A 25,635-nucleotide genomic window follows, 5' to 3' on the forward strand; every position below is an offset into this window, starting at 1 on the left:
GTGTAGCAGAGCGCGGCGCGGCGGCGCAAACTTAAGCCGGGTCACCGGGCGAGGCGCTATGGTTGGGAGCATGTACGTGGTTGTCGAAGGCCCCATCGGCGTGGGAAAAACCAGTTTGTCTACTCGCCTCGCCCAGCGCTACGGCGCGGAGCTCCACCTCGAAGTGGTCGAAGAAAACCCCTTTCTAGCCGCCTTTTACGCTTCGCCGGAAAGCTACGCCTTTCAGGTGCAGGTCTTCTTTTTGCTGTTCCGGTTCAAACAGCTCTCGGCGCTGAGTCAGGCGGGGCTGTTTCAGCAAAATGTGGTGGGCGATTACCTGTTTGACAAAGACTTTATCTTCGCGGCCATGAACCTCAAAGACGCCGAGTTCGAGCTGTATCAGGATTTGTACAGCCACCTCAGCCCCCGCTTACCCGTGCCGGATCTGGTGGTGTATTTGCGGGCCGAGCCGGAGGAACTGCTGCGCCGCATCGCCATTCGGCAGCGCTCCTTTGAAGACGCCATGCCGCAGACGTATTTGGCCGAGCTGACCCGCCGCTATGACGAATACTTCCGCAGCTATCCGGGTCAGGTGTTGACGGTTAGCGCCGATGAGCTGGACTTCGTGACCAACCCCGACCACGAGCGCGACTTACTGGAGCGCATTGACGCGGCGCTGAACCTGAATCCTGAGTGGGCTGCCAAGGCGGCACGGTGAGAGCGGCCTCTGTATGTATTTAGCGGTCAGCGGCAACATCGGCAGCGGCAAGAGCAGCCTGACCCGCCTGCTCTCGGAGCGCTACAGCCTGCGCCCCGTCTACGAGCCTTACGCCGAAAATCCTTACCTGGAAGACTTTTACCGGGACATGCGGCGCTACTCGTTTCACTCGCAGGTCTACTTTCTGAGCAAACGTTTGGAGCAGCACCTCACCTTGGTCAACGGCGCGGTGTACGTCATTCAAGACCGCACCGTGTTTGAAGACGCCGGGGTGTTTGCCCGCAACCTCTACGAAGGCGGCCAGATGGAGGAGCGCGATTGGCAGACCTATTTGGGCCTGTATCAGGGCATTTTACCAGCCCTGCGGGTGCCGGATCTGCTGATTCACCTCGACGCCTCGCTGCCGACCTTAAAGAGCCGCATCACCGTGCGCGGGCGCGACTACGAGCAGAGCATTCCCGACGAGTATCTGGCCCGCCTCGGCACCCTGTATGACCGCTGGGCCGACGAATACGACCACAGCCCGGTCATCCGGGTACCGGGCGACGACTTCGATTTTGTTCACGATCCCTCAGCGTTCAGTTGGGTCTGCCAACAAATAGAAGCGCGGGGCTACGGCCTGCCACTGCTGCGCTGAGGGGTCAAGCGGTCACGGGCTGTATTCTGGAGTTGTATGCGACTTGCCGACCTCTGCGCCGCCCTCCAGCTCACCGCCCCCGCTGCCAACCCTGAGGTTTCAGGTGTGACCCACAACGCCGCTTGGGTCAGTCCCGGCGACGTGTTCGTGGCGATTCGCGGCGCGAAAGTGGACGGCCACAGCTTCGCGCAGCAGGCGGCGCAGCGCGGCGCGGCGGCGATAGCGGGTGAAGGCTGGCCACTGGCCGAAGCTTGCCCGCTGCCTTACGTTGAAGTTCACAGCGCCCGCGCCGCGCTGGCCGATTTCGCCACCGAGTTGGAGGGCAACCCCAGCCGCCGCCTCAAGGTGGTGGGCGTCACCGGCACCGACGGCAAAACCACCACCAGTTGGCTGACCGCCCATCTGCTGCGCTCAGCGGGCCTGGACACCGGCCTGCTCAGCACGGTGGGCTATCAGCTCGGTGACGGAGCGTTGCAGCACTTTCCGGCGCATTTCACCACCCCCGAAGCGCCGCAGGTGCAGGCCACCTTGCGCCAACTCGCGGACACTGGCGGACAAGCGGTGGTGCTGGAAGCCAGCAGCCACGCCCTCGCCCTCGAGCGGGTGCGGGCAGTGGAATGGGACGTGGCGATCTGGACGCACCTCAGCAGCGAGCATCTGGACTTTCACGGCACTTTGGAGCAGTATTTCGCCGAGAAACGCAAACTGATCGAGCGCTCGCCGTTTGCCGTGCTGAACGCCGATGATCCGTGGACACAGCGCCTCAAGTTGGGTCAGCACGTCACTTACAGCACCGAGGGCAACCGAGCTGATTGGCAAGCCCAGCACATTGAGGAGCAGTCCGGCGGCCTCGCCTTCAAAGTCGTCTCCCCCGCCGGAACCTTCGACGCCTTCTTGCCGATGATTGGCCGCTTCAACGTCAGCAACGCGCTGGCAGGCATGGCGGCGGCGCACCACTTGGGAGCCACGGCCGAACAGTTGGCGGCGGGTCTGGCCAGCTTCGCGGGCGTGCCGGGCCGAATGGAACAGGTGACGCGCCAAACGTCCATGCCCAGTTCCTTGGGGCCGAGAGTCATCGTCGATTTTGCTCACACGCCGCCGAGTTTGGAAAAAGCGCTCGGCACGCTGCGTGCCACCACCAGCGGGCAACTGATCGTGGTCATCGGCTCGGCGGGCGGCCCCCGCGATCCCAGCAAGCGCGGGCCGCTGGGCGAGGTTGCCACCCGCTTGGCCGACGAAGCTGTTTTCACTGAAGAAGATTGCCGCGACACGCCCCTCTCAGACATCCTGAGCGCCATGGCCGGGGGCGCTCAGGCAGCGGGGCGCAGCAATTACTGTTTGGTGCCAGACCGCAGGGAGGCCATCGGCCACGCAGTGCGCTTGGCTGGCCCCGGCGACACCGTGCTGCTGGCCGGAAAAGGGCCGGAAGAAACGCTGGAGCGCTTAAACGAAACAGTTCCTTGGAACGAAGTCGAGGAAGCGCGGGCGGCCTTGGAGCTGTGGGGATAAAGCGTGTGAGGAAGGCGGGCGGCTCAGCGCGGCGCTTGCGGCTCAGCCCAGCCGCGCAGCAGCCACCAGCCAAGGCCCAAAGCCAGCAGCGAGAGCGGCAGCAGCAGCAGCAGGGCGTCTGAGCGCCGCCACAAGGTGCAGGCCATCAGCAGCGGCACGGCGGGCGCAGAAGCCAGCCGCACGGCGGCGCTGAGTTTGCTGCCGACTTCCGAGCTGCGGGCTTGCCGGAACGCCAGCCAGAAGCTCAGAAGCACGCAAAACAAAGCCACGCCGGCCAACAACAAAATGACGCTGCTCTCCCAGCGCGGCTGCAAGGCAAAGCCCAGCGGCACGCCGATCAGCACGCCGGGCAAGGCCAGCGCCGCCAAGCCGAGCAGATACAGCCCGCGCAGCCGCGCAAAAGTGGCGGGGGGTGCGGATTTAGACTGGGGTTCGGGCAAACTCACTGCCCGTTAGTGTAGCCGCTCGGTTCAGGGCAGAGGGATAAAGTTGAGCGTTCTCACTCGGCGGCGGCCAGCGGCACTTTCACACTCGCCGCCACCCCGCCCACCTCCAGCACTGCGCCTTCGGGCACGTCTTTGCGGAGGCGGGCCAGCGCGGTGTATCCGGCGCTCGCTCCGCTGCGGCCCACCACTTTGCCGCTGAGCGTAATCTCGGCGCGGGCGGGCAGAAGCTGGCCTTGCGCGTTCTCAAGCTGAGCGAGCTGATAACGGGTATTGCCCCGCGCTTCCAGACGCGCCATGATCTCCTGACCCACGTAGCAGCCCTTGCGGTAGCTCATGGCCCGCTCCAGGCCGACTTCCTGCGGCAAGAACCCGGCCCAGCCATCTTGCACGGCGTCACTGATTCCGGCCCCGATACGGGCGGCTTCCAGTTCGGCGTGGGAACGCTCAATTCCGCCGATGGCAAGCAGCACTTCAGCTTGGTGTTTGCGGAGATAATGCAGATCCAGCCCCGCGCTTCCGGTGCGGTCGATTCGTCCGGCCAGCACCACGCCGCCGCCGAGTTCAAAGCTCTGCACCTCGGGGCCGCCCGCGTCCCAGCCCGGCACCTGCTGGCTCCAGACATGCAAGCTGGCGAGTTCGCCGCTGATGTCCTGCACTTCCACTTGGTCAAAGATGATGTATTTGCCGAAGCGGGCCGCCAGAGCGGGCGCAACGCCTTCAGCCAAGTGCAGATACAAGTCGTTCTCACGCTTGTAAATTCGGGCAAAAAACTCAATCTGCCCTTTGGGACTCAAAAAGCAGGCCTCGACCATACCGGGCGTCGGCGCAGCCTTGAGGTTGTTGGTCATCTGGCCCTGCACGAAATCGAGGCGGTCAGTGCCAGTCAGACGCAGGGCGCTGGAAGGGAGCACCGTAAAGGCAGTCGCAGTGAAGGCGGTCATGGCGTTAGGGTAAGCCAAATGCCGCTGCTCAACTGTGGAGCGCTGGGGCCTGTAGGCTGTGGCATGGACTTAGACCAGTACCGCCGCCCCGGATGGCCGAGACTCAAACTCTACGCCGGTCTATACATCACGCTGGTGCTGAGCGCCGTACTCGGCCGCGCCCGCGCAGGTGATCTGAGCACCCCCGAAACGCTAAGGCGCAGCAGTTTTGCCCGAGTCATGTTCATGGACATCGGGATGGTCAGTACGCTGGGAGCGCTGTACTTGTATTTGAACGGCAAAACGCCGGTGCGGGTGCCCGCCGCTATCGCTTCGCTGTTCGCCGGAAGTTTCGCGCTAATTCCGGCGCTGGCCTGGGAAGACTGGGTCGCCATGCAGGAGAAGCAAAAAGAATGAACGCCTAGAGCGCTTTGATCTTTTCCAGCACCTGCTCAGGCCGCAGCGTGTAGTCACCGGCCTTTTCCTCCACGAACCGGAAGCGGATTTTGCCTTCTTTGTCAATCAGGAACACGGCGCGGCCCGAAATGGCGCGGTCTTCGATGGCCACGCCGTAGCTGCGGGCCACCTCCAGCTTCATGTCGGCCAGCAGCGGCACTTCAATACCGTACTCGGCGGCCCAGGCTTTGTGGGTGTGCAGGCTGTCGCGGTTAAGGCCCAGCACCATCGTGTCCGCTTCGGCAAAGTCGTCTTGGCGGCCAGAGTATTCAGGAAGCTGCATGCTGCACACCGGCGAAAAATCCAAGGGGTAAAACACCAGCACCACGTTTTTGTGTGAGCGGTAACTGCTGAGAGTCACCGAATCGCCGCTGGTCGAGGGCAAGGTGAAATCAGGCGCGAGGTCGCCCACTTGCGGCGCGACTTGAAGCTCGGAGTGGGAAGCGGAGTCAGGCAAAGTCATGCTGAGAGTTTAACCGAAGGCCGCGAACTCTTTTCGCTGCCCAGCGCCGACTACTACAAAGATTGAACCGAGTTCAAACTTCGCTCTTCCTTACTGACGAATTGTCTGTTAGACGGATTTGTGACCCAGAGCAGGGTGATATCTTGTGGCCACGTCCGCCTCAGAGAGTTCCGTTCTGCCTGATCGTTAATGCGGCGAGACGAGTCAAGGAGGCTCTTGTTATGGCTGATGTTATGCCCCCCAATATGCTGGCCGATGTGCCGCCGACCCCTGCCGGGCTGCTGAGCAACCGTGAAAAAGACCGTTTGATCGAGCGCGGATTCTTGGGCCTGTACCGCTGGTACACCGCCCGCAGTCAAGAAACCCGCAATTGGAATCCGGACAAGTCCTTTGATTGGCGGGCCCTCTCGCCCAATTTGCCGCCCGAAATCATGACAGTGCTCACCGGCTTCTTTGCGGTTGAGCAGTACGCCCCCGATTTCACCAGCAGCTTGATCAACTTGGTGCGCCGCTCGCATGGCCGCAGCCACTTTCAAATGCGCTGGGGCAGTGAAGAAGAAAAGCACGCCGACGCCTGGGAAAACTCGGTGTTGTTTTCGCGCCAGCGCACGCCAGAGTGGTTGTTCGAGTACAAGGAGCGCCTGAAGGCCCAAACGTGGGAGTTGCCCTTCCCCGACGCGCTGCACAATATGGTCTACACCGTGTTTCAGGAGCGGGCCACCCAGCTCAATTACCTCAACATGATGAAAATCGCCCAGGGCAAAAGCGATAAGCCGCATTTGCAGGGCTTTTCTGACCCTGTGCTCGCCAAAGTCGCGCAGACTATCGCGGTAGACGAAGCGGCGCACTACAACTTCTTTTTGGAAGGCGTGCGGATGTATTTGTATTACTACCCGCAGCGCACTCTGGAAGCCATTCGCACCATCGTGTCTCAGTTTTCGATGCCTGCGGCCAAATTGGTGCCGGACTGGGAAAAGTTTTATGAAACGGTTTACCGCGCCGGCATTTACGGCCCCCGCGACTTTTCCCGCGACGTCATGCAAGTGGCTTTCCGCAATCTGGGTATCGAAAGCCGCAGAGCGCTGGAAGAAGGCCTGAAGAAGACCCGTGAAGTGCCGGATTTTGAAGGCGGCAACTTCAAAACCACTGTTATTTGGGATACTTTCGATTACGGCATGGTCGAGGGAGATGTCAAGCGCCTGCACGTCAAGATTCAGGATTATGAAAAGCTGATCGGCTTTGACGCCATTGATCCCACTGAGTTCATTAACAATCCGGCCGTTCCCAAGAAAACGAACCAAGCCGCAGACGATTGAGCCTGCTTTAGTCCACCGTCAAGTAACAACTGAAGTCGGGGCAAATGCTCCGGCTTTTTTATTGGTGTTCGGCTTTCTTGGCCGGACTCTTGAGGCGATGGGGGCAAAAGCTGAGTGTCACGTTTCAACTTTCTCGGCATGGAATACTGGGCGGCATGTCGTTTTTGCCTGCTTCTTCCCGTTTACTGCTCACGGCGGCGTTGCTGATTTCGCCGCTGGTCGCCAGCGCTCAAGAGATTGCGCCCACTCCTCTTCCCTCGCCTACTGCGGCCCCTGCGCCCACCGCACCGGAGCAGCCGCCAGTGGTTCCCTCCCCCAATCCAGCGCCGCCTGCGCCCGTTTCTCCTCCGGCTTCTCCAAAGCCCGCTCAACCGCAGCCCAACACCACTGACAGCCTGACTCTGCGCTTTGAAGCGAGCTTGCCTGCCGTCATTGCCGGTAAAAAGACCGCTATTCCCTACCGTGAAACTTTGGTGATTGCGCCGGGACGGCTGGTGCAACTCCGCGCCCAAGGCAAAGTGACGGTCAGCTTGGACGCCGATCTGACGGCCTTTTTTAAGAAGCTGACGGCTCCGCCTACCAGTGCCCGCTTCGAAGAACAGCCGGACGGCCAATGGATTATCGTTCAGCACAACAGCTTTGACCTCGACCAAGCCGCCGCCCGCAGCGCTGTAGCTGCCGCTCTCAAAGACGGCCAGACCACTTTGGTCAAACTGACGCCCAGCAGCAGCGCCGCTCCAAAACGAACTCTGGATTACTTTGTTTCACGTGGAATCACCGCGTTTCTGGCCGGTGGGCAAACCGGCTATGACGGTTCCAGCGCAGACCGCGTCACCAATATCCATGTCGGCACGCAGGCCTTTCAGGACAAGCTGTTTGAGGGCAAGGTGTTTTCGTTTAACCAGATGCTCGGCCCCATCAGTGCCAAAGCCGGATTCGTACCGGGCTTGGTAATTGCAGGGGAGCGCACCGCTTCGGGCATCGGCGGCGGCATTTGCCAGGTCAGCACCACCGTGTTTCGGGCGCTGTACGGCGCAGGCTTGCCTATTGTGGAGCGGCGCAACCACAGCTATCAGGTGTACTACTACGACCCGCAGGGCCTAGACGCCACCATCTATCAGCCGACCCAAGATTTGCGCTTTGCCAACGACACGGGCGGGTCACTTTGGTTTCAGTCCGATTGGGACGACGCCCAGAAGTTGCTGGTGGTGCGGGTGTTCGGCAAAGCGCGTGACTTTGACGTAAGGGTGCAGGAGCCGCGTATTTTAAGCACCACCCCTTCCCCCGCCGATAAAACTGTCTTTGATGCCAGCCTCAAGAAAGGTGAGCGCAAGCAGGTGGACTGGGCGGCGGAGGGCGCAGTCATTGAGGTTGACCGCTTGTTCGTCAGGAACGGCCAAACGTTCAAACAAGACACCCTGAAAAGCAGCTACCGGCCTTGGCCGAATATTTTTGCCGTGGGCCGCTAAAAACAGTCTCCAAAACCAAGCGGGCCACCTTTGACTGGGTGGCCCGCTTGGCTATTGACCTTTACTCTTCAGCAGCGTAACCGAGAAGCTCAAGCAGCCGCTCCAGCTCGTCGCGTGAGCCGTAATTCAGTTCCAAGCGGCCTTTGTCGTCGCCAGTGATTTTGACTTTGGTTCCGGTGCGCCGGCTGAGGCTCAGCTCGACTTGCCGCCAAGGGCGAGGCGGGTTGACTTTGATCGGGCGGCTCTCTCCTGCCCTGCCGCGTTCCTCACGCTTAAGGGCCTCCGCACCGCGTACATTCAGGTGGCGGCTCAAAATTTCGTTTAGAGCCCACAGCCGATCTGCTTCCGGCATCGCCAGCACCGCGCGGGCGTGTCCAGCACTGATTTCACCGTTTTCAAGCGCCACCAGCGCTTCGGGAGGCAAACTCAGCAACCTGAGCGCGTTGGCCACCGTGCTTCGCCCCTTGCCGACCGCTTTGGCCACTCCTTCTTGGTTCAGCCCCTGATCCAGCAAAGTTTGATAAGCCCGCGCTTCTTCCAGCGGCCCCAAGTCCTCACGCTGCAAGTTCTCGACGATGGCAATTTCAAGCGCGTCGCGGTCGGCAAGGTCACGGATCATCACCGGCACTTCCGTCAGGCCAGCCAGTTGCGCGGCTCGCCAGCGCCGCTCGCCCGCCACGATTTCAAAGTGCTCGCCGCGTGGGCGTACCAAAAGCGGTTGTAATACTCCCTTGTCACGGATGCTCTGTGCCAGTTCTGCCAGCGACTCCGGCACAAACACTTGGCGCGGTTGATAAGCAGCCTGCACGATCTGATCGATTTTGAGGTTTTGCGAAGCGGACAACGCATTGGCTGGACGGCTGAGCAGCGCGTCTAGGCCGCGTCCCAAGCTAGATTTTTTCGGCACGCTGCATCACCTCCTCGGCGAGGCGCTTGTAAGCCGCTGCGCCGCTCGACAGGGGTGCGAATTGGTTGATCGCCTTGGAAAAGCTCGGCGCTTCCGAAAGCCGCACATTGCGCGGCACCACGCTCCAGAACACAAGTTCCCCGAAATGCGCCCTGACACTCTGCTCAACTTCCTGCGCCAAATTGGTACGCCCGTCAAACATGGTGATCGCCACACCCAAGATTTTGAGCTTGGGATTGAGTGCTTCTTTGACCCGCTCCACCGTTTCGGTGAGCCCCGCCAAGCCCTCCAGCGCATAATACTCGGCTTGCAGCGGAATCAGCAGCGCGTCCGCCGCCGCCAACACGTTGATGGTCAGCGGCCCCAAACTCGGCGGAGCGTCAATGATAACCACCTCAAAACCCTCAATTTGGCCGAGCAAGTCGCGCAGGGCGTACGGCTCGTCTACCAGTTCCACACCCGCTCCAGCCAAATCCGGCGTGGCAGGCAACACACTGAGCCGCTCTTGGCTGGTTTCAGTGATCCATTCAGCCACTCTAGACGGTTCGCTGAGGGCTTGGTACAGTCCTTCTTTCACACCGCGCAGGCCCAGGCCGCTGCTGGCATTGCCCTGCGGATCCATATCCAGCAGCAGCACCTTGCGTCCACCTGCCGCCAAATACGCGGCCAGATTGATCGCCGTGGTGGTTTTGCCCACGCCGCCCTTTTGATTCACAATACCGATTGTTTTCATTCCTTGTTTACCGTCATGCTTCTTTATCCTCGCTGCGCTTGATCTGCTCGTGGCCCCAGAATAAGGGTTGTTTGCTGGGAATACCTTCACGCCTCGGATAGCGGCTGGGCGTGGCACTGAGTTTGCGCATGACCACCACACTGCGCTGATCTCGTGAGATAGGCAATTCGAAGTGTTTCACATGAAACAACTCTGAGCCCAACTCAGCGGCGGCTTGCTGGCCCGCTGCAAGTTCCTCCGCGCTGAGCTGGCCTTTTTGGGCAACGAGCAGGCCGCCGATTTGCAGCAGTGGGAGTGCCAGCTCGGCCAGAACTGGCAAGGCCGCCACCGCCCGCGCCACCACCCGCTGATGCTGCTCGCGGTGCGCCGAATCGCGACCCAGCAACTCGGCGCGGCTGGCCAAAACTTCCACATTGCTTAACCCGAGCGACGCAGCGGTGCGGCTGACATACTCTATTTTTTTGCGGGTGGCGTCCACGGCCAAAAACTGGACGGCAGGATTGACAATCGCCAGCGGTAACGTTGGAAAGCCGGCCCCCGTTCCCAAATCGAGGACATGGCCCGCTCCACTCAGCCAGCCGCCGACATCGCAGCTCAGCGAGTCGATGAAATGTTTCAAAATGATATCTCGCTCGGTGGTCAGTGCCGTCAAATTGAGTTGTCGATTGCCCTCAATCAACGCGCTCTGAAGTTGAGCGAATGCCAGTAAATAAGGCTTCAAATCAAGCTGTAATTCAGCACCAGCGTCCAGCAGCAACAATTCGCCTTCCGGCGTCATGGAAGCCGCACATGGGGAGCAATCAAAATTCGCATCAAGTTCTTCATCTATCGACCTCTTTTGACTCCGGGCCTAACACCGGCCACTGCCCAGCCCTCAGTTTCACGTGAAACAAGGCTGCTGTCAAATTGACGTACAGCCGACACTCAACGTTTCACGTGAAACATCGCCAGAAAAAGCCGAAGTCGGCACGAATCTACTCAGGTTGTTTCACGTGAAACGCGCTCACGCTGCTTGAGATGAATCAGCAAACTGGAAACATCTCCATGCCGCACGCCGGGCAGCCTCGACGCCTGAGCCAGCGTTTGAGGCTGGCTGCGGCGCAGCTTTTCGCGGGCTTCATTGGAGAGCGCACAGACCGCTGAAAAATCTACGCCGACGAGGCTCAGCTCACGCGCTCTGTCTTCCGCCAAGAGTCGCCGCTCGGTGCGCTGAATATAACCCGCGTATTTGACTCGAATTTCCAACGCTTCACGTTCGGTGCTGCTCAATTCAGGTAACTTGAAGCCAACCGCTTCCAGATCAGCCAAGCTCATCTCGGGACGGCGCAACCAAGCGTCTCCGGTCTGCCCCTGAATCCGCTGCTTGCTGAGGGATTCAGCACCAGCGGTAATCTTCTGGTATTTCTGCTCGACCGCTCGGAGGCGCTGCTCATCAATCAATCCCAGGTGGTAGGCTTGTTCACTGATCCGCTCGTCGGCGTTGTCTTGGCGAAGGAGTAAACGGTGTTCCACGCGGCTGGTCATCATTCGGTAGGGTTCGTCACTGCCTTTGAACACCAAGTCGTCGAGCATCACGCCGATGTAACTTGTTTCACGGGAAACAATCGGCGCTTGTTGCGGGTCTTGCGCCAAGCCGAGCGAGCGCCGAGCTGCCGCCGTACCAGCCACCAAGCCCTGAGCCGCCGCTTCCTCGTAACCGCTGGTGCCGTTGAGCTGGCCCGCCGTAAAGATGCCAGGCAGCAAGCGCGATTCGAGGTGCAGGGTCAGCTCGGTCGAATCCACCACATCGTATTCGACAGCGTAGGCGTAGCGGTGAATCACGGCCCGCACGAATCCCGGCAAAGAACGCACCAATACGTCTTGCAGGCGCGGCGGCAAGCTACTCGAAAAGCCCTGCAAATACACTTCGCTGGTCTCCAGACCTTCAGGCTCGACAAACAGCAAGTGGCGGTCATGGTGGGCAAACCGCACCACTTTGTCTTCGATGCTGGGGCAGTAGCGTGGCCCTAAGCCTTCGATGTCGCCCGAGTACATGGGTGATTCGTGCAAGTTTTCCTGAATCAGGCGGTGGGTTTCGGGGGTGGTGTGGGTCTGCCAAGTGGGGGAGAGCGTGGCGTTGGGGCCGGGCGTGCCCGTGAAGCCGCGGGGATTGGGATCGGCGGGGACTTCCAGCAACTCGCTGAAATTCACGGCGTCGGCCCGCACACGCGGCGGCGTTCCGGTTTTGTAGCGCTTGAGAACGTGTCCGGCGCGGGCCAGCGGAGCCGACAGGAAGCGCGAAGGCGGCTCACCTTGCCGTCCCTCAGCGCGGGATTGCCTTCCGTACCAAGTCAGGCCGCGCAGGAAAGTACCGGCCGCGATCACCACACTGCGGGCCGCCAAACGCCGACCATCGGTGGTGACGACTTGCCAGCCCTCACCGTCCGCTTCGAGGTCAGCCGCCTCGCCGCGCACCACTTCCAGATTTGGCGTATTGAGCAAGTATTCTTGAGCATGTTCGGCGTAAGCATCGCGCTCATTTTGAACCCGCAGCGACTGCACCGCTGGCCCCTTGCTGGCGTTCAGCACGCGGGTATGAATGGCGGTGGCGTCGGCGAGGCGCGGCATCAAGCCGCCGAGCGCTTCGATTTCAAAGACCATCTGGCTTTTGCCGGGGCCGCCTACCGCCGGATTGCACGGCATTCTGCCGATGGTGGCCGGGTTGCTGACCAGCAACGCCACTGGGCCAAACTTGGCCGCCGCCCACGCCGCTTCGATTCCGGCGTGGCCGCCACCGATCACGATGACATTCCAGCGCGGCTTGGAGAGGTGAAGCGCTGGGGAGCTGCTGGTTGAAGGTGCTGATAGGGGAGGCCGGGCCGTCATCCGGCCAGTTTAGCGGGTGGGCCAGAGCAGAGGCGTGCCGCGCGTGACACTAGATTTTGGTGCGACGGGGTTGGCCCGAACCCTACGGCCCTTAGAACGGCACGGCCCTGACGCTGATGACCGGATCATGCTGCGAGGAATCGGTCATCAGTTCCAAATATTCGCGGTTGCCAAGGGCGTCGATCATGGCAAAGCGGGCCGCCTCGTCCAGATAAATACCGTCTGGCATTTGGGTATGCCCGTACACGCCGTAAGCCAAATCGGCCATCATGACGTATTCGGGCGTGTCATGCCACCAATGTTTGGGCGCTTTGTCGGTGTAAAACAGATCGTCGTAATAAGCAAAAGCCGGCAGCGGCCCGACGTGGGCAAACTGCACCCGGCCCACCCGCAACTCGCGCACGAAGCCGCTGAACCAGTGCCGCAGGTGGTCGGGCAGCCGGACGCCGCCGCGCTCGGGGTCGAATTCGTTGTGGGTCAGGCCACCAGCCGTCTGCAAAAGGTAGCGGTGGTGCAGCACGCCATCATCGTGGTTGCCCAGCACGCAGTGCACCGACCTCGGCGCAGCTTCTTGAAACATCCGCACCCGTTCGAGCTCGCGCACCTGCACCCGCGCCGCCGCGAACAGGTGGTCTTCATCGCGGGGATTGAACTCAGCCAGACCCGTCAAGCGGCTGTAGTCGGCAAGCGTTTTGGGATGCACCAAGTCGCCGATTAGCACCACCTGGTACAGGCCCTGCTGGACAGGGGGAGTGGGCAAGCCTGCGGCGTCTACGCAGCTCGCCGCCCGCAAAGCCGCCCACAAGAGATCGTAATCGCCGTGAACATCACCGATGGCAATAAACTTCCTGAGCATCATCTTGGCCTTTAACGCCGCTGAAGCGCCTGAAGCTCTTTGTAGATGGCGCGGCTTTCCTCAACCGTTTCGCCGTAGCCGCGCATCAGCAGTTTGATCGCCTCACCGCCCTTGCCACCCTGACGAAGCTGCTCCATCAAGGTGTCGATATGGGCGCGGGCACTCTCCATTTGCGGATCTTTGGGAGCGCTGGGAAGCGGTGTGACGGGCCGGGCAGTTTGAGCCTCAGCGCCAAAATCACCAGCGCCGAGTTCACTGGTATTGGCTCCCTCTTCAGGATCGTAGTCGACCCAAGGAGCCTCCAGCGCCGAGTAAACACCGAAATAACGAAAAACGTCGGCCAACGCCAGCTTCTTGGCGTCTTCCAAGCGTTGGGCGCTGCTCAGCCCCTCACGTACCGCGCCGCCGAGCGTAAGACGGGCGCGAACCACAAAGGGCGCGGCACTTTCGCAAGCCCACGTGAGGCTCCAAGCTGGATCGACCGCCGCCAGATGAGCACTTAGGGTATCGAGGTCAGGCGCGGGCAGCACGCGGGCTTGGTTGCCCCGCACTTCACTGACGGCCCAGCCGCTCAGCGCGGCACGCAGAGCCAGTTGAACAACGGCGGACGAATCGGACATGTAGGCCAGTTTAGCGAGTTTGGGCAGGCCGCAACCCACTTGGCCAACATTGCTTAAATTTATGGTGGGCCAAAGGCAAAAAGGCAAACGCGAAACGCTACGAATGACACTTGTCACCTCACTTGCCTGACACCCCGCACTACGCCGCACGGTCGCCGGAGCCCAAACTGACGGCATGAACGATATCGTCTGCTTCGAGCACCTCACCCAGCGCTTCGGCACGCTCACGGCCCTGTCCGATCTCAATCTGGAACTGAGAGCGGGCCAGCTCAGCGCCCTGCTCGGCCCCAACGGTGCGGGCAAGACCACCGCCATCGACTTGATGCTGGGCCTCAGCAGCCCCACGCAAGGCACCGTGCGGGTGATGGGCAGCGACCCGCGCAGCACCACGACCCGTGCGGGCGTCGGCGCGATGCTGCAAGACATCAACGTGCCCGCCGGGCTGGGCGTACGCGAGTTGGTGACGCTTTACGCCGCGCTGTATCCAAGTCCGATGACCGTAGACAAAGCGCTGACCCTTTCCGGCCTGACCGAGCAGGCCAAGCAGCGGGTGAGTGGTTTGTCAGGCGGGCAAAAGCGGCGCTTGAGCTTTGCTTTGGCAGTAGTGGGCCAACCCAAGCTGCTGCTGCTGGACGAACCGACGGTGGGAATGGACGTTCAGAGCCGCAACGCCTTCTGGCAGGGCATTGCCGAGTTGCGAAGCGGCGGCTGCACGGTGCTGCTGACCACCCACCTCCTCGAAGAAGTCGACCGCGCCGCCGACCGCGTGATTTTGCTCAACAAAGGCAAGCTGGTGGCTGATGGCACGCCCAGCAGCATCCGCGAGCGGGTGGGCGTCAGCAAAGTGCGCTTCAGCAGCCAGCTCGCAGGCGAGCAACTCCGCGCCCTGCCGGGAGCCGACACCTTTACCTTTGCCGCCGAAGGACGGGCCAGTTTCAGCAGCCGCACACCGGAACTTCTGGTGCGTGCCGCGCTGGACGCCGACCCCGACTTGAAGCACCTTGAAGTCTCGCAGGCCAGCCTTGAAGACGCCTTCCTGAGCCTGACCAGCGACAGTTTGACAAGCCCAGGGGCGGTAAGCGCATGACCGCTGCCGTTCATCCGAGTGTTTGGCCGCTGCTGGGCGGAGGCTTGCTGGTCGTCTGGATGCTGATTCGGCGCTTCCGGTTCACGGTAGGCCCGCAATTTCTAGACGCCCGTGGTCGCCGCCGTCTGCTGATTCGCTCGCTCATTCTGGGCGCGTTGCTGCTGGCCACTTTGATTGTGCCGCACACCCTGGCGAGCTACGGCGCGGGTGCAGCGGGCTTGCTGATCGGCGCGGGGCTGGCGTACTGGTCGCTGCACCACACCCGCTTTGAACGTGACGCGGCGGGCGAGGCGGTGCGTTACGTCCCGAATGTCTGGATCGGCGCGGCCGTGTTCGGTTTGTTCGTGGTGCGGCTGCTGTGGCGGGTGGTGCCGATTGTATTGAGCGGCCAGTTTTATAACTCGACAGGCAACTCGTTCGACCCCGGCCAGTTCAACGCCAGCAGTTTTACCTCCGGCAGCCCGCTGACCTACGCCCTGTTTGCCGTCTTCGTCGCTTACCAGATCGCTTACGCCTCCGGGGTGTTGCGCCAGACCAAAGCTTAAATCGCCCGCGCATTCCCAAACCCACACAGGAGAACCCAGCATGACCACATCCACTGCCAGCACTGCCCGCCGCTCTTCTTCCAGCTTGCGCCCCTTCTTGGCCCTAGCCCGCAGCGAAGTCACTCGCCTACTCAGAAACCGCGCTTACCTCGTTCCGGCCTTGCTGCTCCCGATTCTCTTCTTTGCTTTGTGGGGACTGTCCAATGCCGGCGGCAAGCTCAGCGGCGTCAACGCGGGGGCGTACATGTTGGTGTCGTATGCCGCCTACGCGCTGATCAGCACCGCCCTGTTCGGCTTCGGCGTGGCCGTGGCCGCCGAGCGGGCCTCGGGGTGGTGGCGGCAGCTGCGGGTCGCTCCGGTGACGCCTGCCATGCTGTTCGGGGCCAAGATCAGCGCCGCGCTGGTGATGGGCCTGCTCAGCGTGACGGCGCTGCTGCTGTTTGCCGGAATTGTCGGCCACATCTGGCTGAGTCCGGGCGTGGTGGTGGGCGTGCTCGTGCGGCTGCTGCTGGGCATGATTCCGTTTGCGCTGCTGGGCCTAGCACTCGGCTTTCTGGTCGGGCCGGACGCGGCGGGCGGCGTCGCCAACCTGATTTCGTTGCCGATGCTGTTTGCTTCTGGCATCTTCATTCCGCTGGAAGTGGCCCCCGACTTCATCAAGACCATTGCCCCGTATTTACCTGCCTATCATTACGGCCAACTCGGCTGGGCAGCGCTTGGAGCCAAGCCCGCCGGTGCCGAGTGGATTCACTGGGCCTGGTTAATCGGTTACGGCGCAGTGTTCTTGCTGATCGCGCTGTGGGCCGCTGGGCGCAACGAAGCGCGGCGCTAAACTCAGCGTATGCCGTCCGAACGAAAACAGGAAAAATGGGGACGCTTCTGGCGTCTCTTTCCGCTGGTCTGGCTGGTGTACCTGTACTTTCCCATCTCGGGAGTGCTCGGCAGCAGCCAGCCGGAAACTGTCAAGCTGCTCACGGTGCTGGGCGTGGTCGTGTTCGTCTGGTTGTGGACGCAGCTTTACAACCAGCGCGAGGCCCGCGTTCGGCATGTCCGGCACACTGAGACGCATCAGTTCTGGGTGCTGGCGGCCTACGTGTGGTGCTTGGTCATGTTCGCCGGACTCACGCTGCTGCCCGGCCTGCTCAGCGGCAACGGCTTCACGTTTCTGGTCTACGGAGCCGCCGTTGCCGGATTTCAGCGCAGCTTCCGGGTGGCGCTGTGGGGGCTGATCGGCGTGGTGTTTGCCATGTTCGTGCCAGGCTGGTTCGGCGCGGCTCCGCTGGGTCTATTTGACATCGTGCAGGTGCTGCTGCTCTCCAGCTTTGCCATGTACGGCAACCACGCCGGATTCCGTCAGGGCATTTCTCAGCAGCGCTTGGAAGAAGTGCAACTGGAAAAAGAGAAACTGGCCGCCGACGCCGAGCGCGAACGGATTGCCCGCGATCTCCACGATCTGCTGGGCCATACCCTCAGCGTGATCGTGCTGAAAAGTGAACTGGCCAGCAAGTTGGCCGAGAAAAATCCGGCGCGGGCCGCTCAGGAAATCCGCGAGGTGGAGCGCATCTCCCGCGAAGCGCTGAGCGAAGTCCGCGCCGCCGTGCAGGGCTACAAAGGCAGCGGCCTGAGCGCCGAATTGGCCCGCAGCAAAGTGGCCCTCGACGCGGCGGGCGTGCGGCTGATTCTAGAGCGGCCCCCGCTGGAGTTGCCGCCCGCCACCGAAGCGGGCCTGAGCATGGTGCTGCGCGAGGCCGTGACCAACGTGGTCAGGCACGCCCGCGCCAAAACCTGCACCATCCGGATTGAAGAGCAAGAAAGTGCGTATTGGCTGGAAGTCACCGACGACGGAGTAGGCGGCGCAACTCCCGAGGGCAGCGGCCTGACCGGAATGCGCGAGCGGGTGCGGGCGCTGGGCGGCGAACTCAGGCGAGAAGGGGAGAGCGGCACACGGCTGAGCGCCAAGTTTCCCATTCAAATCCCGAGTGCGCTGCCCAATTTGGGTAAAGTCAGGGCATGATTCGTATTCTGCTGGCCGAAGATCAGGCGCTGGTGCTGGGCGCACTCTCGGCCCTATTATCGCTGGAAGATGACCTGAACGTGGTGGGCGGCGCGGCTAACGGCGAGCAAGCGCTGGAACTGGCCCTTTCACTCAAGCCGGATGTGCTGGTCACCGACATCGAAATGCCCCGGATGAGCGGCTTAGATTTGGCCGCCAAGGTGCGTGAGGCTCTGCCCAGTACCCGCGTCATCATCGTGACCACCTTTGCCCGCAGCGGTTACCTGCGCCGCGCCCTGGACGTGGGCGCACGCGGCTACCTGCTCAAAGACGCGCCCGCCGCCGAGCTTGCCGACGCCATTCGCCGGGTTTTTGCGGGTGGGCGGGCGATTGATCCTACGCTGGCCGAGGGAGCCTGGGAAGCCGAGTCGCCGCTGACCGAGCGCGAGCGGCAAGTCTTGGCCGCCGCTGAAAGTGGGGCCAGCACCGCCGCAATGGCCCAGATGCTCAAGCTCTCGGAGGGCACGGTCAGGAATTATCTGTCGGAAGCGATTGGCAAGCTGGGCGCGGGGGGCCGGGTAGAAGCAGCGAAGGCCGCGCGGGAGAAGGGCTGGCTGTGAGGATCACCGAGCTTGAACTCGCCTGCCGTGACCCTGACAGCCAGCGGCGTTTTTATGTCGGGGGACTCGGCTTGCCACTGCTGGACAGCACCGCTACTTCGTTCACGGTTCAAGTCGGTCACACCCGCCTGAACTTTCAGCAGCGGCCTGAGATGCAGGGGGCGTATCACTTCGCTTTCAACATTCCTGAAAACCAGTTGGCAGCGGCTAAACATTGGATTCAGGAGCGGGCGACATTGCTGCAAGAAGATGGCAACGATGAATTTAGCGCCAACCCTGATTGGAACGCCCAGATGTTCTACTTCTGTGACGCGGACGGCAACGTTTTGGAGTGCATCGCCCGTCACCGCCTCACCAATACTTCAGATCAGGCGTTCGGCCCAGAGAGTTTGCTGAGTGTCAGCGAGATCGGATATGCGGTGGAAGATGTGGCGCAAAGCGCGGCAGGCCTTCAGCAGCAACTGGGGCTGGACGTGTTCGGCACAGCCTCGAACGCCTTCACGCCGCTGGGAGACGACGAGGGCTTGCTGATCGTCGTCAAACTCGGAAGGGCCTGGTTCCCGACTCGGCAGGCAGCGCAGCGTCTACCCGTGACGCTCACGCTTCAAACCCGTTCATCTAGCTCGGCACAGCGCATAGATTTGTTCTGAAAATCCGGCCCTCTCAGAGAAAAGCATCCCACTTACCTCTGAAACGCGTCCTACTTCCCGAACCGCCGTTTACGGTCTTGAAAGTCGCGCAGGGCACGCAAAAAGTCCACGCGGCGGAAGCCCGGCCAGTAGACATCACAAAAATAAAATTCGCTGTAGACGCTTTGCCACAGCATAAAACCCGACAGCCGAATTTCGCCGGAAGTGCGGATAATAAAATCGGGGTCGGGCACACCTGTGGTGTACATCTGGGCGCTGAGGTGGTCGGGGTGCAGCTCGGCGGCGACTTCGGCTACGCTGCGGCCTGCCACGCTCTGGGTTTCCAAGTGCGCTTTGACGGCGTCCACGATCTCTTCGCGCCCGCCGTACCCCACCGCGATGTTGAGCAGCATGCCGTCGTAGTGGCGGGTTTTTTCCTCCAACTCGCCGAGCGCCGCCGTCACCTCAGCGGGAAAGTCGTGGTGCTGCCCAATCGCCCGCACCCGCACCCTGTTGCCGTGAATGCGCTTGTCAATGGATAAATTGCGGGCTTCGCGCTCAAACAGCTTCATCAAGTGGGCCACTTCGGCGGGGTCACGCTTGACGTTGTCGGTGCTCAGCACCCAGATGGTCGCCACCGGGATACCAAGCTCCAAGCACCACTGCAACACCTCGTGGGCCTTATCGATGCCAAATTCGTAGCCGAGTTCGCGCTGCATTCCGGCGACTTTGGCAAAACGGCGATTGCCGTCCAAAATTAGGCCGAGATGCTGCGGCAAACGGGCGTGTGCCTTGACTTGGCGCTCGAGGTGCTGGGCGTACCACCAATACAGCGGCGTGGCGGCAGCGTCACGCAATTTCAGTGCGGTTTTGGCTCCGCTGCGAATGAGGCTGTTGCTGCTTTTGCTGCGGGTACTCACAGGGTTATTCTACGCTCAGAATTTCCAGTGTGTGGAGATTTGGGTGGTAGATCTACAGCAGCCGCACTTGCGCCGCACCTTGTGGGGGCAGCAGCCCCAAAGCCTTGTGATCTAAGCGCGAGAGGGGACGCTGGGCGACTTGCTGGCGCTCTTGGCTGGCCTGCGCCGCATAGACGTGCAGCGTGATCTGGCGATGGGTCATGCTGTGGCTGACCGTGCCGAGCAGCTGCGGCGAGTGGGCCGAGAGGCGCTCCAGCAAGCGGGGCAAAGCAGTTTGGATGCTGCCCTCTTCTAAAGGCAAGCCGTACAGACCCCCCAGCAGCGTGCCGCCGCGTTGCTCCAGATAAGCGCACTCGGCGTCACCGATCAGCAACGCCACCGCTTCCACCGCTCTGACTTTGGCGGCGGGCTTGGGCAGCGGGTAGAGCTTCGGCGTACCGCTTTGGAAGGCGGCGCACTGCTCGGTCAGCGGGCAAGCCGGGCAGTTGGGCGTCTTGGGCAGGCAGACCGTCGCGCCCAAATCCATCAGCGCTTCATTCCAGTCACCGGGCCGCTGGGGGTCGAGCAGCGTATCGGCTTGCTGCTGCACCCAGACCGCAGTGGGCTGGGCTTCGGCATGGAGGCGCGACAGCACCCGCCGAACGTTGCCGTCGTTGACCGCCCGCGCTTCGCCGTAAGCCAAGCTGCTGATGGCCGCCGCCGTATACGGCCCTACCCCCGGCAAGGCCAGCCAGCCGACGTAGGTCATGGGCATTCCCTCAGCCGCCATCCGCGCCGCCGCTTTGTGGAGGTTGCGGGCGCGGGCGTAGTAACCGCAGCCCTCCCAGGCTTTGAGCACGTCCTCCAGCGGCGCGGCGGCCAGCGCTTCCACGCTGGGAAACTGCTCGACAAAGTGCTCAAAATAGATTCGGCCCCGCACCACCTGGGTCTGTTGCAGCAAAATCTCGCTGACCCAGACGCGGTAAGGATCGCGCTTTCCTGCTGCGTCGACCATTCGCCACGGCAAATCACGGGCCGAGCGATCGAACCAAGTTAGCAGCGCTGCCCGGAGCTTTTTAAGTTGTGCGGAGCCGTCCATAGCACGTGAGTGTAGACCGACTTCACTTTGCTTGCCGCGCTCTGGGTTACGCTGGGGACGTGCCCCGCGTCGCGCCCCCTTCCACCTCGCCGCTGCCGCTGACGGCGGCGAGCTACAGCACCAATGAAGCCAACGCGCTGATTCACCTCTACCGCGCCGAGGTCGGCAAGATGACGGCTTACCGCCAGCGCCTCGATATGACCACCAACTGGTCGGTGGTAACGACGGCGGGCCTGGCAAGCTTCGCGCTGGGCGACGACAACAACAGCCACGTGGTGTTTTTGTTCGCCATGCTGATGAATTACTTTTTTTTGCACCTGGAAGCGCGGCGCTTCCGCACCTTCGAAATCAGCCACCACCGCACGCGAATCATGGAACGGTTTTTTTATCCGGCGATGCTGGGCGATAAAGTCGACCCCAATTGGCACCAACTTCTGCTCGGCGAACTGGCCAAGCCGCGCAGCCCGATGAACCGCTGGGACTCACTGGGCTGGCGGCTGCGGCGCAATTATCTGTGGATTTATGTGGGCATTTTAATCGCTTGGATTGCCAAACTCGACACTGTTCGCAGCAAGCAGCAGATTTTTACCCCGATCTCTTTGATCGACGCCGCCCACATCGGCACCTTTCCCGGCTGGGGCGTCTGGGTTTTGGTGGGGGTGTTCTACGCTTATCTGCTGCGGCTAGCGGTCACGGCGGGCCGGGCCTACCCACTCGAAGAAGGCTGAGAAGGGGAGCGTCAATCCCCAGCCCGCACAGTGCTTCTTGTGCTGCCGGCCTAGACTGGATGCATGACCGCTGCCGACCAACCTGTTTCCCATCTCCACTTGCCCGACGGCTCTTGCTGCGCTCCCAGCGCTGATAAAGTGCAGCGGTTTGCCCACCTGCACCAGCACACCCAGTACAGCCTCCTCGACGGCGCGGCCAAGCTCAAGGACTTGCTGAAATGGGCCAAAGAAGTAACGCCCGAGGGATGTGCGCCAGCGCTGGCCATGACCGATCACGGCAATATGCACGGCGCGGTGCATTTTTACAACTACGCGCAGGCCGCCGAAGTCAAGCCGATTTTGGGCTACGAGGCCTACGTGGTGCCCGGACACGGCACACGGCGCGACAGAAAGCCCGGCGTCAGCGGCGAGAAGGGGATCTTTCATTTGACGTTGCTGGCCCGCGACTTCGAGGGCTATCAAAACCTCTGCCGCTTGAGCAGCCGTGGGTATACCGAAGGCTATTACTATAAGCCGCGCATTGACCATGAACTGCTGACTGAACATCACAAGGGCATCATCGCTTTTTCAGGCTGCCTCGGCAGTGAAGTGCAGCAGCTCCTGATGCAAGGCCGCGAAGCCGAAGCCAAAGCAAGGCTGCTGTGGTACCGGGATTTGTTCGGCGAGAATTATTATATCGAAATTCAAGACCACGGCTTGCCTGAGCAAAAGAGAAACAATCCGATTCTGAAAGCTTGGGCTGACGAACTCGGTATCGGCATGGTGGCGACCAATGACGGCCACTATGTCAAGAAAACCGACGCCACCGCCCACGAAACGCTGCTCGCCATTCAAACCAAAGCGGTGATGGCCGATGAAAACCGGTTCAAGTTTCCCTGCGACGAGTTTTATGTCAAGTCGCTGGACGAAATGCAACTTGCTCTGCCGCCGTCGGTATGGGGTGAGCAGGTCTTTGACAACGCCGCCAACGTTGCCGATTTGTGCAATGTGGATTTGCCCGTGGGCAAAAAACGGGTGTATCAGATGCCGGCCCTGCCCATTCCCGAAGGGCGCACGATGGCCGAGGAATTGCGCGTCCAAACGTACGCTGGCAGTGTCAAACGCTACCCGCACCACGTCACCGAAGCGCTGCTGCGCGAGTACGCCACGCGGAGTCTGGCGGCGCTGGAAGTGGGCGAGCGCGAGCGGGTGTTGTCGCGCACGGACGGCTGCGACGCGGCCACTTGCGACCTCGATACCCTGCTGACCCTGACCGCTTTCATGGGCAGTGAGTGGGAAGCGCGGGGCAAGGCAGCAGGCGAAAAGTACACGCCCTATCCGGCCCTCGAAATCATGGAAAAGAACGCCGAATCTGGTCCAATCCCCGACTACGCCTGCTTGGATTGGCAGCGCTCCAAAGGGGAAGCCAGCGATACAGCCATTGAATTAGACCCCGGCAGCGAAGAAGAAACGACCTGCCGCGCCCATCATCAACACGCGCTCGTTTTGCTGCGCCGCGCCGAATACGAACTGAGCGTCATTAACAACATGGGCTTTCCCGATTATCTGCTGATTGTGGCCGATTACATCAACTGGGCCAAAGATCACGGGATCAGCGTCGGGCCGGGGCGTGGTTCAGGAGCCGGATCTATCGTCTGCTACGCTATTCGTATCACCAATCTCGATCCACTTGAATTCGACTTGCTGTTTGAGCGCTTCCTCAACCCTGACCGCATCTCCATGCCTGATTTGGACATCGATTTCAATGACGCTCGCCGCATAGAAGTGATCGACTATGTTCAAAAGAAATACGGCGAAGACAAAGTCGCTCAGATTTCTACTTTCGGAACGATGGCTTCTAAGGCCTGTCTTAAGGATGTGGCCCGCGTGATGGGTCTCGAGTACGCCAAAGTGGATAAAGTCAGTAAATTGATTCCGATTAAATTCGGCAAGAGCTTTTCTTTGGAGCAAGCCCGCGATGCTGTACCCGATATTCAGCAACTGCTGGCCGACGACAAGCAACTTCTAGAAGCCTACGAATTTGCCCAGCAACTCGAAGGCTTGACCCGTCACGCTTCGGTACACGCGGCGGGTGTGGTCATCGGCAAGGAAAAACTCACCGATTTGGTGCCGGTCATGCGTGACGCTTCCGGCATCGGCATGGTCTGTCAGTACGACATGAAAGCGGTGGAAGACATCGGCCTGATCAAGATGGACTTCCTCGGCCTGCGTACTTTGTCATTTTTAGATGAAGCCAAGCGGATTTTGCGTGAATCACAGCCAGAATATAAGACACAAGATATAGATTTCGACACCATTCCTTTTGACGACGAAAAGACCTTTGAAATGCTGAGTCGGGGCGACACCAAAGGAGTTTTTCAATTGGAAGGCGCAGGCATAGCCGACGCTTCCCGCCGCCTCAAGCCGCGCCGCCTGGCCGACATCATCGCGCTCTCGGCACTTTACCGGCCCGGCCCGATGGAAAATATTCCCACGTATGTTCGCCGCCATCACGGCTTAGAGACCGTGGATTATGTGCGTGACGGGTTTCCCAATTCGGCTCAGTGGTTAGAAAAGATTTTGTCGGAAACTTACGGTATTCCAGTTTATCAAGAGCAGATTATGCAGATTGCTTCGGAAGTGGCCGGATTCAGCTTGGGCGGTGCGGATTTGCTGCGCCGAGCGATGGGCAAGAAAGATACGGCAGAAATGGCCCGTCAGCGTCAGATTTTCGTCGAGGGCGCGGGAGGTAAAGGCGTACCCAAAGAAGAAGCCAATAAGCTCTTCGATTTGCTGGATTCATTTGCAAACTACGGATTCAATAAGTCCCACTCGGCAGCTTACGGTGTGATTACCTACCAAACCGCCTGGCTCAAAGCAAACTATCCGGTTGAATTTATGGCGGCCCTCTTGACGGTAGAGCGCCGCGATTCGGACAAAGTGGCCGAGTACGCCAGCGACGCCCGCAAAATGGGTGTGGAAGTCTTGCCGCCCGATATCAACCAATCAGGCGCGGACTTCAGGGTTCACGGCACTCAGATCTACTTCGGCCTCTACGCCCTCAAAGGACTGGGCGAAGCCGCCGTGGTCAAGATTCTGGATGAGCGGGAGCGGGCGGGCGTGTACAACTCATTCGCTAATTTCTGTTCGCGCATCGACAACAAGACCTGCAACCGCAAGGGCTTAGAAAGCTTGATCAAATCGGGAGCCTTTGACGCCTTTGGAGAGCGCAAACAGCTCTTGGAAAGTCTAGAAGACGCTTTAGCTTGGGCGCAGGGCGCGGCAAACATGCTCAATTCCGGAATGGACGCGCTGTTCGGCATGGCCGAAACCGCCCCCGAACCCAAGCTGCGGGGGGGCGTGACGCCGCTGGGCGAGCTGGAGAAGCTCAGCTTAGAAAAAGACGCGCTGGGCCTCTACATTTCCGGCCACCCTCTGGAACAATACGAGGGCCTGCGTGAGGCGGCCACCGTCCGGATCGCCGTGCTAGAAGACTGGTTCATGGCCCAAATCCAAAAGCAGCCGCAGAAAGCCAGTGCGAATGGACGCGGCCCCCGCGTCAAGGCGGTCTTGGCGGGCATGATCGAGAACGTGGTTAAAAAGCCCACCAAATCCGGCGGGATGATGGCCCGTTTCAATCTGGCCGACGAGAGCGCCACCATTGAACTGGTCGGGTTTAGCCGCGCCTATGACCGCATTCAGGACAAACTGGTGAACGACACGCCCGCCCTCGTCATCGTGGAAATTGAGAGCGAGGAGGGCGGCCTGCGGGTGGTGGCCGAGGAAGTCGTAACCGCCGAGCAACTGACCGACGTGCCCAAAGTCATGTACGTGGACATTGACCTGGAGCAGACCAGCCCCGACGCCCTCAGCGAATTTCAGAGCGTGCTGGACGAACATGCCGGAAGTATGCCGACGTTCCTGCGGATGGAGGGCGGCGAGGAGTTCGTGGTGTATCAGTTGGAGCGGCCTGTGGGCAGCAGCGACGCTATTCGGGCGCTTAACAGCACCTTCGCCTGGAGCAAGTCGTATCTGGCCTACGATCAGGCCACCATTCTCAGCCGCTTCGCGCCCAAGCCGCCCGCATGGGCGAACAGGCAGGGGGGAGGGAAGGGGTTTCAGGCGTGAGTGAAGTTAGATCGGGAGTTATGAACCCAGTCGC

25 protein-coding genes are annotated in these 25,635 nt (G+C 60.9%); 14 read left to right on the plus strand and 11 right to left on the minus strand.

Features of this window, described 5'->3' with window-relative positions; all coding sequences use genetic code 11:
• Positions 1-70: 70 nt before the first annotated feature.
• Genes EHF33_RS09035 through EHF33_RS09045 form a run of 3 tightly spaced genes read left to right on the plus strand, consistent with a single transcriptional unit; the run spans position 71 to position 2,843 of the window.
• Positions 71-697: a deoxynucleoside kinase gene (locus EHF33_RS09035; protein WP_124870304.1), complete on the plus strand. Its 627-nt coding sequence runs from the start codon at positions 71-73 to the stop codon at positions 695-697.
• Positions 698-710: 13 nt separating this feature from the next.
• Positions 711-1,334 carry a deoxynucleoside kinase gene (locus EHF33_RS09040; RefSeq protein WP_124870306.1) on the plus strand — a complete coding sequence of 208 codons (624 nt, stop codon included), beginning with the start codon at positions 711-713 and terminating at the stop codon, positions 1,332-1,334.
• Between the two features lie 36 nt (positions 1,335-1,370).
• Entirely contained in the window at positions 1,371-2,843 is a 1,473-nt protein-coding gene (locus EHF33_RS09045) for a UDP-N-acetylmuramoyl-L-alanyl-D-glutamate--2,6-diaminopimelate ligase (RefSeq protein WP_124870309.1), read from the plus strand.
• Positions 2,844-2,866: 23 nt separating this feature from the next.
• Here the strand turns inward: EHF33_RS09045 and EHF33_RS09050 are convergent, their stop codons facing one another.
• The gene (locus EHF33_RS09050) at positions 2,867-3,289 is read right to left on the minus strand and encodes a hypothetical protein (protein ID WP_124870312.1); all 423 of its coding nucleotides are present in this window, start codon (positions 3,287-3,289) and stop codon (positions 2,867-2,869) included.
• 53 nt (positions 3,290-3,342) lie between these two features.
• On the minus strand, positions 3,343-4,230 hold the full coding sequence (gene ygfZ, locus EHF33_RS09055; protein WP_124870315.1) for a CAF17-like 4Fe-4S cluster assembly/insertion protein YgfZ: 888 nt from the start codon (positions 4,228-4,230) through the stop codon (positions 3,343-3,345).
• A 63-nt stretch (positions 4,231-4,293) separates the two neighbouring features.
• Here ygfZ and EHF33_RS09060 point away from each other — a divergent pair, with 63 nt between their 5' ends.
• Positions 4,294-4,626: a hypothetical protein gene (locus EHF33_RS09060; protein WP_124870317.1), complete on the plus strand. Its 333-nt coding sequence runs from the start codon at positions 4,294-4,296 to the stop codon at positions 4,624-4,626.
• Between the two features lie 4 nt (positions 4,627-4,630).
• On the opposite strand, the gene EHF33_RS09065 is transcribed toward EHF33_RS09060, so the two are convergent.
• Positions 4,631-5,128 (minus strand): peroxiredoxin, encoded by a 498-nt coding sequence (locus tag EHF33_RS09065; protein WP_124870320.1) that lies wholly within the window; start codon positions 5,126-5,128, stop codon positions 4,631-4,633.
• 221 nt (positions 5,129-5,349) lie between these two features.
• Here EHF33_RS09065 and EHF33_RS09070 point away from each other — a divergent pair, with 221 nt between their 5' ends.
• Together EHF33_RS09070 and EHF33_RS09075 are read left to right on the plus strand one after the other, a co-directional pair.
• Entirely contained in the window at positions 5,350-6,444 is a 1,095-nt protein-coding gene (locus EHF33_RS09070; RefSeq protein WP_124870323.1) for an acyl-ACP desaturase, read from the plus strand.
• A gap of 155 nt (positions 6,445-6,599) precedes the next feature.
• The gene (locus tag EHF33_RS09075; protein ID WP_124870326.1) at positions 6,600-7,913 is read left to right on the plus strand and encodes a VanW family protein; all 1,314 of its coding nucleotides are present in this window, start codon (positions 6,600-6,602) and stop codon (positions 7,911-7,913) included.
• Positions 7,914-7,974: 61 nt separating this feature from the next.
• On the opposite strand, the gene EHF33_RS09080 is transcribed toward EHF33_RS09075, so the two are convergent.
• The 6 genes from EHF33_RS09080 to EHF33_RS09105 form a co-directional block, all read right to left on the minus strand.
• Positions 7,975-8,820, minus strand: coding sequence for a ParB/RepB/Spo0J family partition protein (locus EHF33_RS09080; protein ID WP_124870329.1), 846 nt, complete (start codon positions 8,818-8,820; stop codon positions 7,975-7,977).
• Positions 8,804-9,553 carry a ParA family protein gene (locus EHF33_RS09085; RefSeq protein ID WP_124870332.1) on the minus strand — a complete coding sequence of 250 codons (750 nt, stop codon included), beginning with the start codon at positions 9,551-9,553 and terminating at the stop codon, positions 8,804-8,806. The genes EHF33_RS09080 and EHF33_RS09085 overlap by 17 nt, the downstream gene beginning before the upstream one ends.
• 13 nt (positions 9,554-9,566) lie before the next feature.
• Positions 9,567-10,331 (minus strand): 16S rRNA (guanine(527)-N(7))-methyltransferase RsmG, encoded by a 765-nt coding sequence (gene rsmG / locus EHF33_RS09090; protein WP_124870335.1) that lies wholly within the window; start codon positions 10,329-10,331, stop codon positions 9,567-9,569.
• A gap of 200 nt (positions 10,332-10,531) precedes the next feature.
• On the minus strand, positions 10,532-12,418 hold the full coding sequence (mnmG, locus tag EHF33_RS09095; RefSeq protein ID WP_124870339.1) for a tRNA uridine-5-carboxymethylaminomethyl(34) synthesis enzyme MnmG: 1,887 nt from the start codon (positions 12,416-12,418) through the stop codon (positions 10,532-10,534).
• Between the two features lie 91 nt (positions 12,419-12,509).
• Entirely contained in the window at positions 12,510-13,277 is a 768-nt protein-coding gene (locus tag EHF33_RS09100; protein WP_241191114.1) for a metallophosphoesterase, read from the minus strand.
• Between the two features lie 8 nt (positions 13,278-13,285).
• The gene (locus EHF33_RS09105; protein ID WP_124870342.1) at positions 13,286-13,894 is read right to left on the minus strand and encodes a single-stranded DNA-binding protein; all 609 of its coding nucleotides are present in this window, start codon (positions 13,892-13,894) and stop codon (positions 13,286-13,288) included.
• 175 nt (positions 13,895-14,069) lie between these two features.
• On the opposite strand from EHF33_RS09105, the gene EHF33_RS09110 reads away from it, so the two are divergent.
• The 6 genes from EHF33_RS09110 to EHF33_RS09135 are packed head-to-tail and all read left to right on the plus strand — an operon-like array spanning position 14,070 to position 18,789.
• A complete protein-coding gene (locus EHF33_RS09110; RefSeq protein ID WP_124870345.1) occupies positions 14,070-14,981 on the plus strand; it encodes an ABC transporter ATP-binding protein in 912 nt (303 codons plus the stop codon).
• On the plus strand, positions 14,978-15,526 hold the full coding sequence (locus EHF33_RS09115) for a CcdC protein domain-containing protein (RefSeq protein WP_124870348.1): 549 nt from the start codon (positions 14,978-14,980) through the stop codon (positions 15,524-15,526). Before EHF33_RS09110 ends, EHF33_RS09115 begins: the two co-directional genes overlap by 4 nt.
• A gap of 40 nt (positions 15,527-15,566) precedes the next feature.
• Positions 15,567-16,358 carry an ABC transporter permease gene (locus EHF33_RS09120; RefSeq protein ID WP_124870351.1) on the plus strand — a complete coding sequence of 264 codons (792 nt, stop codon included), beginning with the start codon at positions 15,567-15,569 and terminating at the stop codon, positions 16,356-16,358.
• A gap of 9 nt (positions 16,359-16,367) precedes the next feature.
• Positions 16,368-17,540, plus strand: coding sequence for a sensor histidine kinase (locus EHF33_RS09125; RefSeq protein ID WP_124870355.1), 1,173 nt, complete (start codon positions 16,368-16,370; stop codon positions 17,538-17,540).
• The gene (locus tag EHF33_RS09130) at positions 17,537-18,139 is read left to right on the plus strand and encodes a response regulator transcription factor (protein WP_124870359.1); all 603 of its coding nucleotides are present in this window, start codon (positions 17,537-17,539) and stop codon (positions 18,137-18,139) included. Before EHF33_RS09125 ends, EHF33_RS09130 begins: the two co-directional genes overlap by 4 nt.
• Entirely contained in the window at positions 18,136-18,789 is a 654-nt protein-coding gene (locus EHF33_RS09135; RefSeq protein ID WP_124870362.1) for a VOC family protein, read from the plus strand. Before EHF33_RS09130 ends, EHF33_RS09135 begins: the two co-directional genes overlap by 4 nt.
• A 50-nt stretch (positions 18,790-18,839) precedes the next feature.
• Here EHF33_RS09135 and EHF33_RS09140 read toward each other — a convergent pair whose 3' ends face one another.
• Together EHF33_RS09140 and mutY are read right to left on the minus strand one after the other, a co-directional pair.
• Complete coding sequence (locus tag EHF33_RS09140) at positions 18,840-19,688, minus strand: isoprenyl transferase (RefSeq protein ID WP_420889935.1); 849 nt, start codon at positions 19,686-19,688, stop codon at positions 18,840-18,842.
• A gap of 52 nt (positions 19,689-19,740) precedes the next feature.
• A complete protein-coding gene (gene mutY, locus EHF33_RS09145) occupies positions 19,741-20,766 on the minus strand; it encodes an A/G-specific adenine glycosylase (RefSeq protein ID WP_124870365.1) in 1,026 nt (341 codons plus the stop codon).
• Positions 20,767-20,825: 59 nt separating this feature from the next.
• Between mutY and EHF33_RS09150 the strand changes: the two genes are divergently transcribed.
• Entirely contained in the window at positions 20,826-21,494 is a 669-nt protein-coding gene (locus tag EHF33_RS09150) for a DUF2270 domain-containing protein (protein ID WP_241191115.1), read from the plus strand.
• Between the two features lie 63 nt (positions 21,495-21,557).
• Positions 21,558-25,601 (plus strand): DNA polymerase III subunit alpha, encoded by a 4,044-nt coding sequence (gene dnaE / locus EHF33_RS09155; protein ID WP_124870368.1) that lies wholly within the window; start codon positions 21,558-21,560, stop codon positions 25,599-25,601.
• Positions 25,602-25,635 lie beyond the last annotated feature (34 nt).

This window comes from Deinococcus psychrotolerans (assembly GCF_003860465.1).
In the GTDB taxonomy this organism is placed as follows: Bacteria; Deinococcota; Deinococci; order Deinococcales; family Deinococcaceae; genus Deinococcus; species Deinococcus psychrotolerans.

Excerpts from the sequence above, each read along its gene's own strand:
- ygfZ (WP_124870315.1), bottom strand. The coding sequence starts at position 4,230 with ATGACCGCCTTCACTGCGACTGCCTTTACGGTGCTCCCTTCCAGCGCC.
- EHF33_RS09060 (WP_124870317.1), top strand. The coding sequence starts at position 4,294 with ATGGACTTAGACCAGTACCGCCGCCCCGGATGGCCGAGACTCAAACTC.
- EHF33_RS09120 (WP_124870351.1), top strand. The coding sequence starts at position 15,567 with ATGACCACATCCACTGCCAGCACTGCCCGCCGCTCTTCTTCCAGCTTG.
- EHF33_RS09045 (WP_124870309.1), top strand. The coding sequence starts at position 1,371 with ATGCGACTTGCCGACCTCTGCGCCGCCCTCCAGCTCACCGCCCCCGCT.
- mutY (WP_124870365.1), bottom strand. The coding sequence starts at position 20,766 with ATGGACGGCTCCGCACAACTTAAAAAGCTCCGGGCAGCGCTGCTAACT.
- EHF33_RS09075 (WP_124870326.1), top strand. The coding sequence starts at position 6,600 with ATGTCGTTTTTGCCTGCTTCTTCCCGTTTACTGCTCACGGCGGCGTTG.
- EHF33_RS09130 (WP_124870359.1), top strand. The coding sequence starts at position 17,537 with ATGATTCGTATTCTGCTGGCCGAAGATCAGGCGCTGGTGCTGGGCGCA.
- EHF33_RS09085 (WP_124870332.1), bottom strand. The coding sequence starts at position 9,553 with ATGAAAACAATCGGTATTGTGAATCAAAAGGGCGGCGTGGGCAAAACC.
- EHF33_RS09105 (WP_124870342.1), bottom strand. The coding sequence starts at position 13,894 with ATGTCCGATTCGTCCGCCGTTGTTCAACTGGCTCTGCGTGCCGCGCTG.
- EHF33_RS09110 (WP_124870345.1), top strand. The coding sequence starts at position 14,070 with ATGAACGATATCGTCTGCTTCGAGCACCTCACCCAGCGCTTCGGCACG.
- mnmG (WP_124870339.1), bottom strand. The coding sequence starts at position 12,418 with ATGACGGCCCGGCCTCCCCTATCAGCACCTTCAACCAGCAGCTCCCCA.
- EHF33_RS09070 (WP_124870323.1), top strand. The coding sequence starts at position 5,350 with ATGGCTGATGTTATGCCCCCCAATATGCTGGCCGATGTGCCGCCGACC.
- EHF33_RS09100 (WP_241191114.1), bottom strand. The coding sequence starts at position 13,277 with ATGATGCTCAGGAAGTTTATTGCCATCGGTGATGTTCACGGCGATTAC.
- EHF33_RS09065 (WP_124870320.1), bottom strand. The coding sequence starts at position 5,128 with ATGACTTTGCCTGACTCCGCTTCCCACTCCGAGCTTCAAGTCGCGCCG.
- dnaE (WP_124870368.1), top strand. The coding sequence starts at position 21,558 with ATGACCGCTGCCGACCAACCTGTTTCCCATCTCCACTTGCCCGACGGC.
- EHF33_RS09035 (WP_124870304.1), top strand. The coding sequence starts at position 71 with ATGTACGTGGTTGTCGAAGGCCCCATCGGCGTGGGAAAAACCAGTTTG.
- EHF33_RS09115 (WP_124870348.1), top strand. The coding sequence starts at position 14,978 with ATGACCGCTGCCGTTCATCCGAGTGTTTGGCCGCTGCTGGGCGGAGGC.
- EHF33_RS09125 (WP_124870355.1), top strand. The coding sequence starts at position 16,368 with ATGCCGTCCGAACGAAAACAGGAAAAATGGGGACGCTTCTGGCGTCTC.
- EHF33_RS09040 (WP_124870306.1), top strand. The coding sequence starts at position 711 with ATGTATTTAGCGGTCAGCGGCAACATCGGCAGCGGCAAGAGCAGCCTG.
- rsmG (WP_124870335.1), bottom strand. The coding sequence starts at position 10,331 with ATGACGCCGGAAGGCGAATTGTTGCTGCTGGACGCTGGTGCTGAATTA.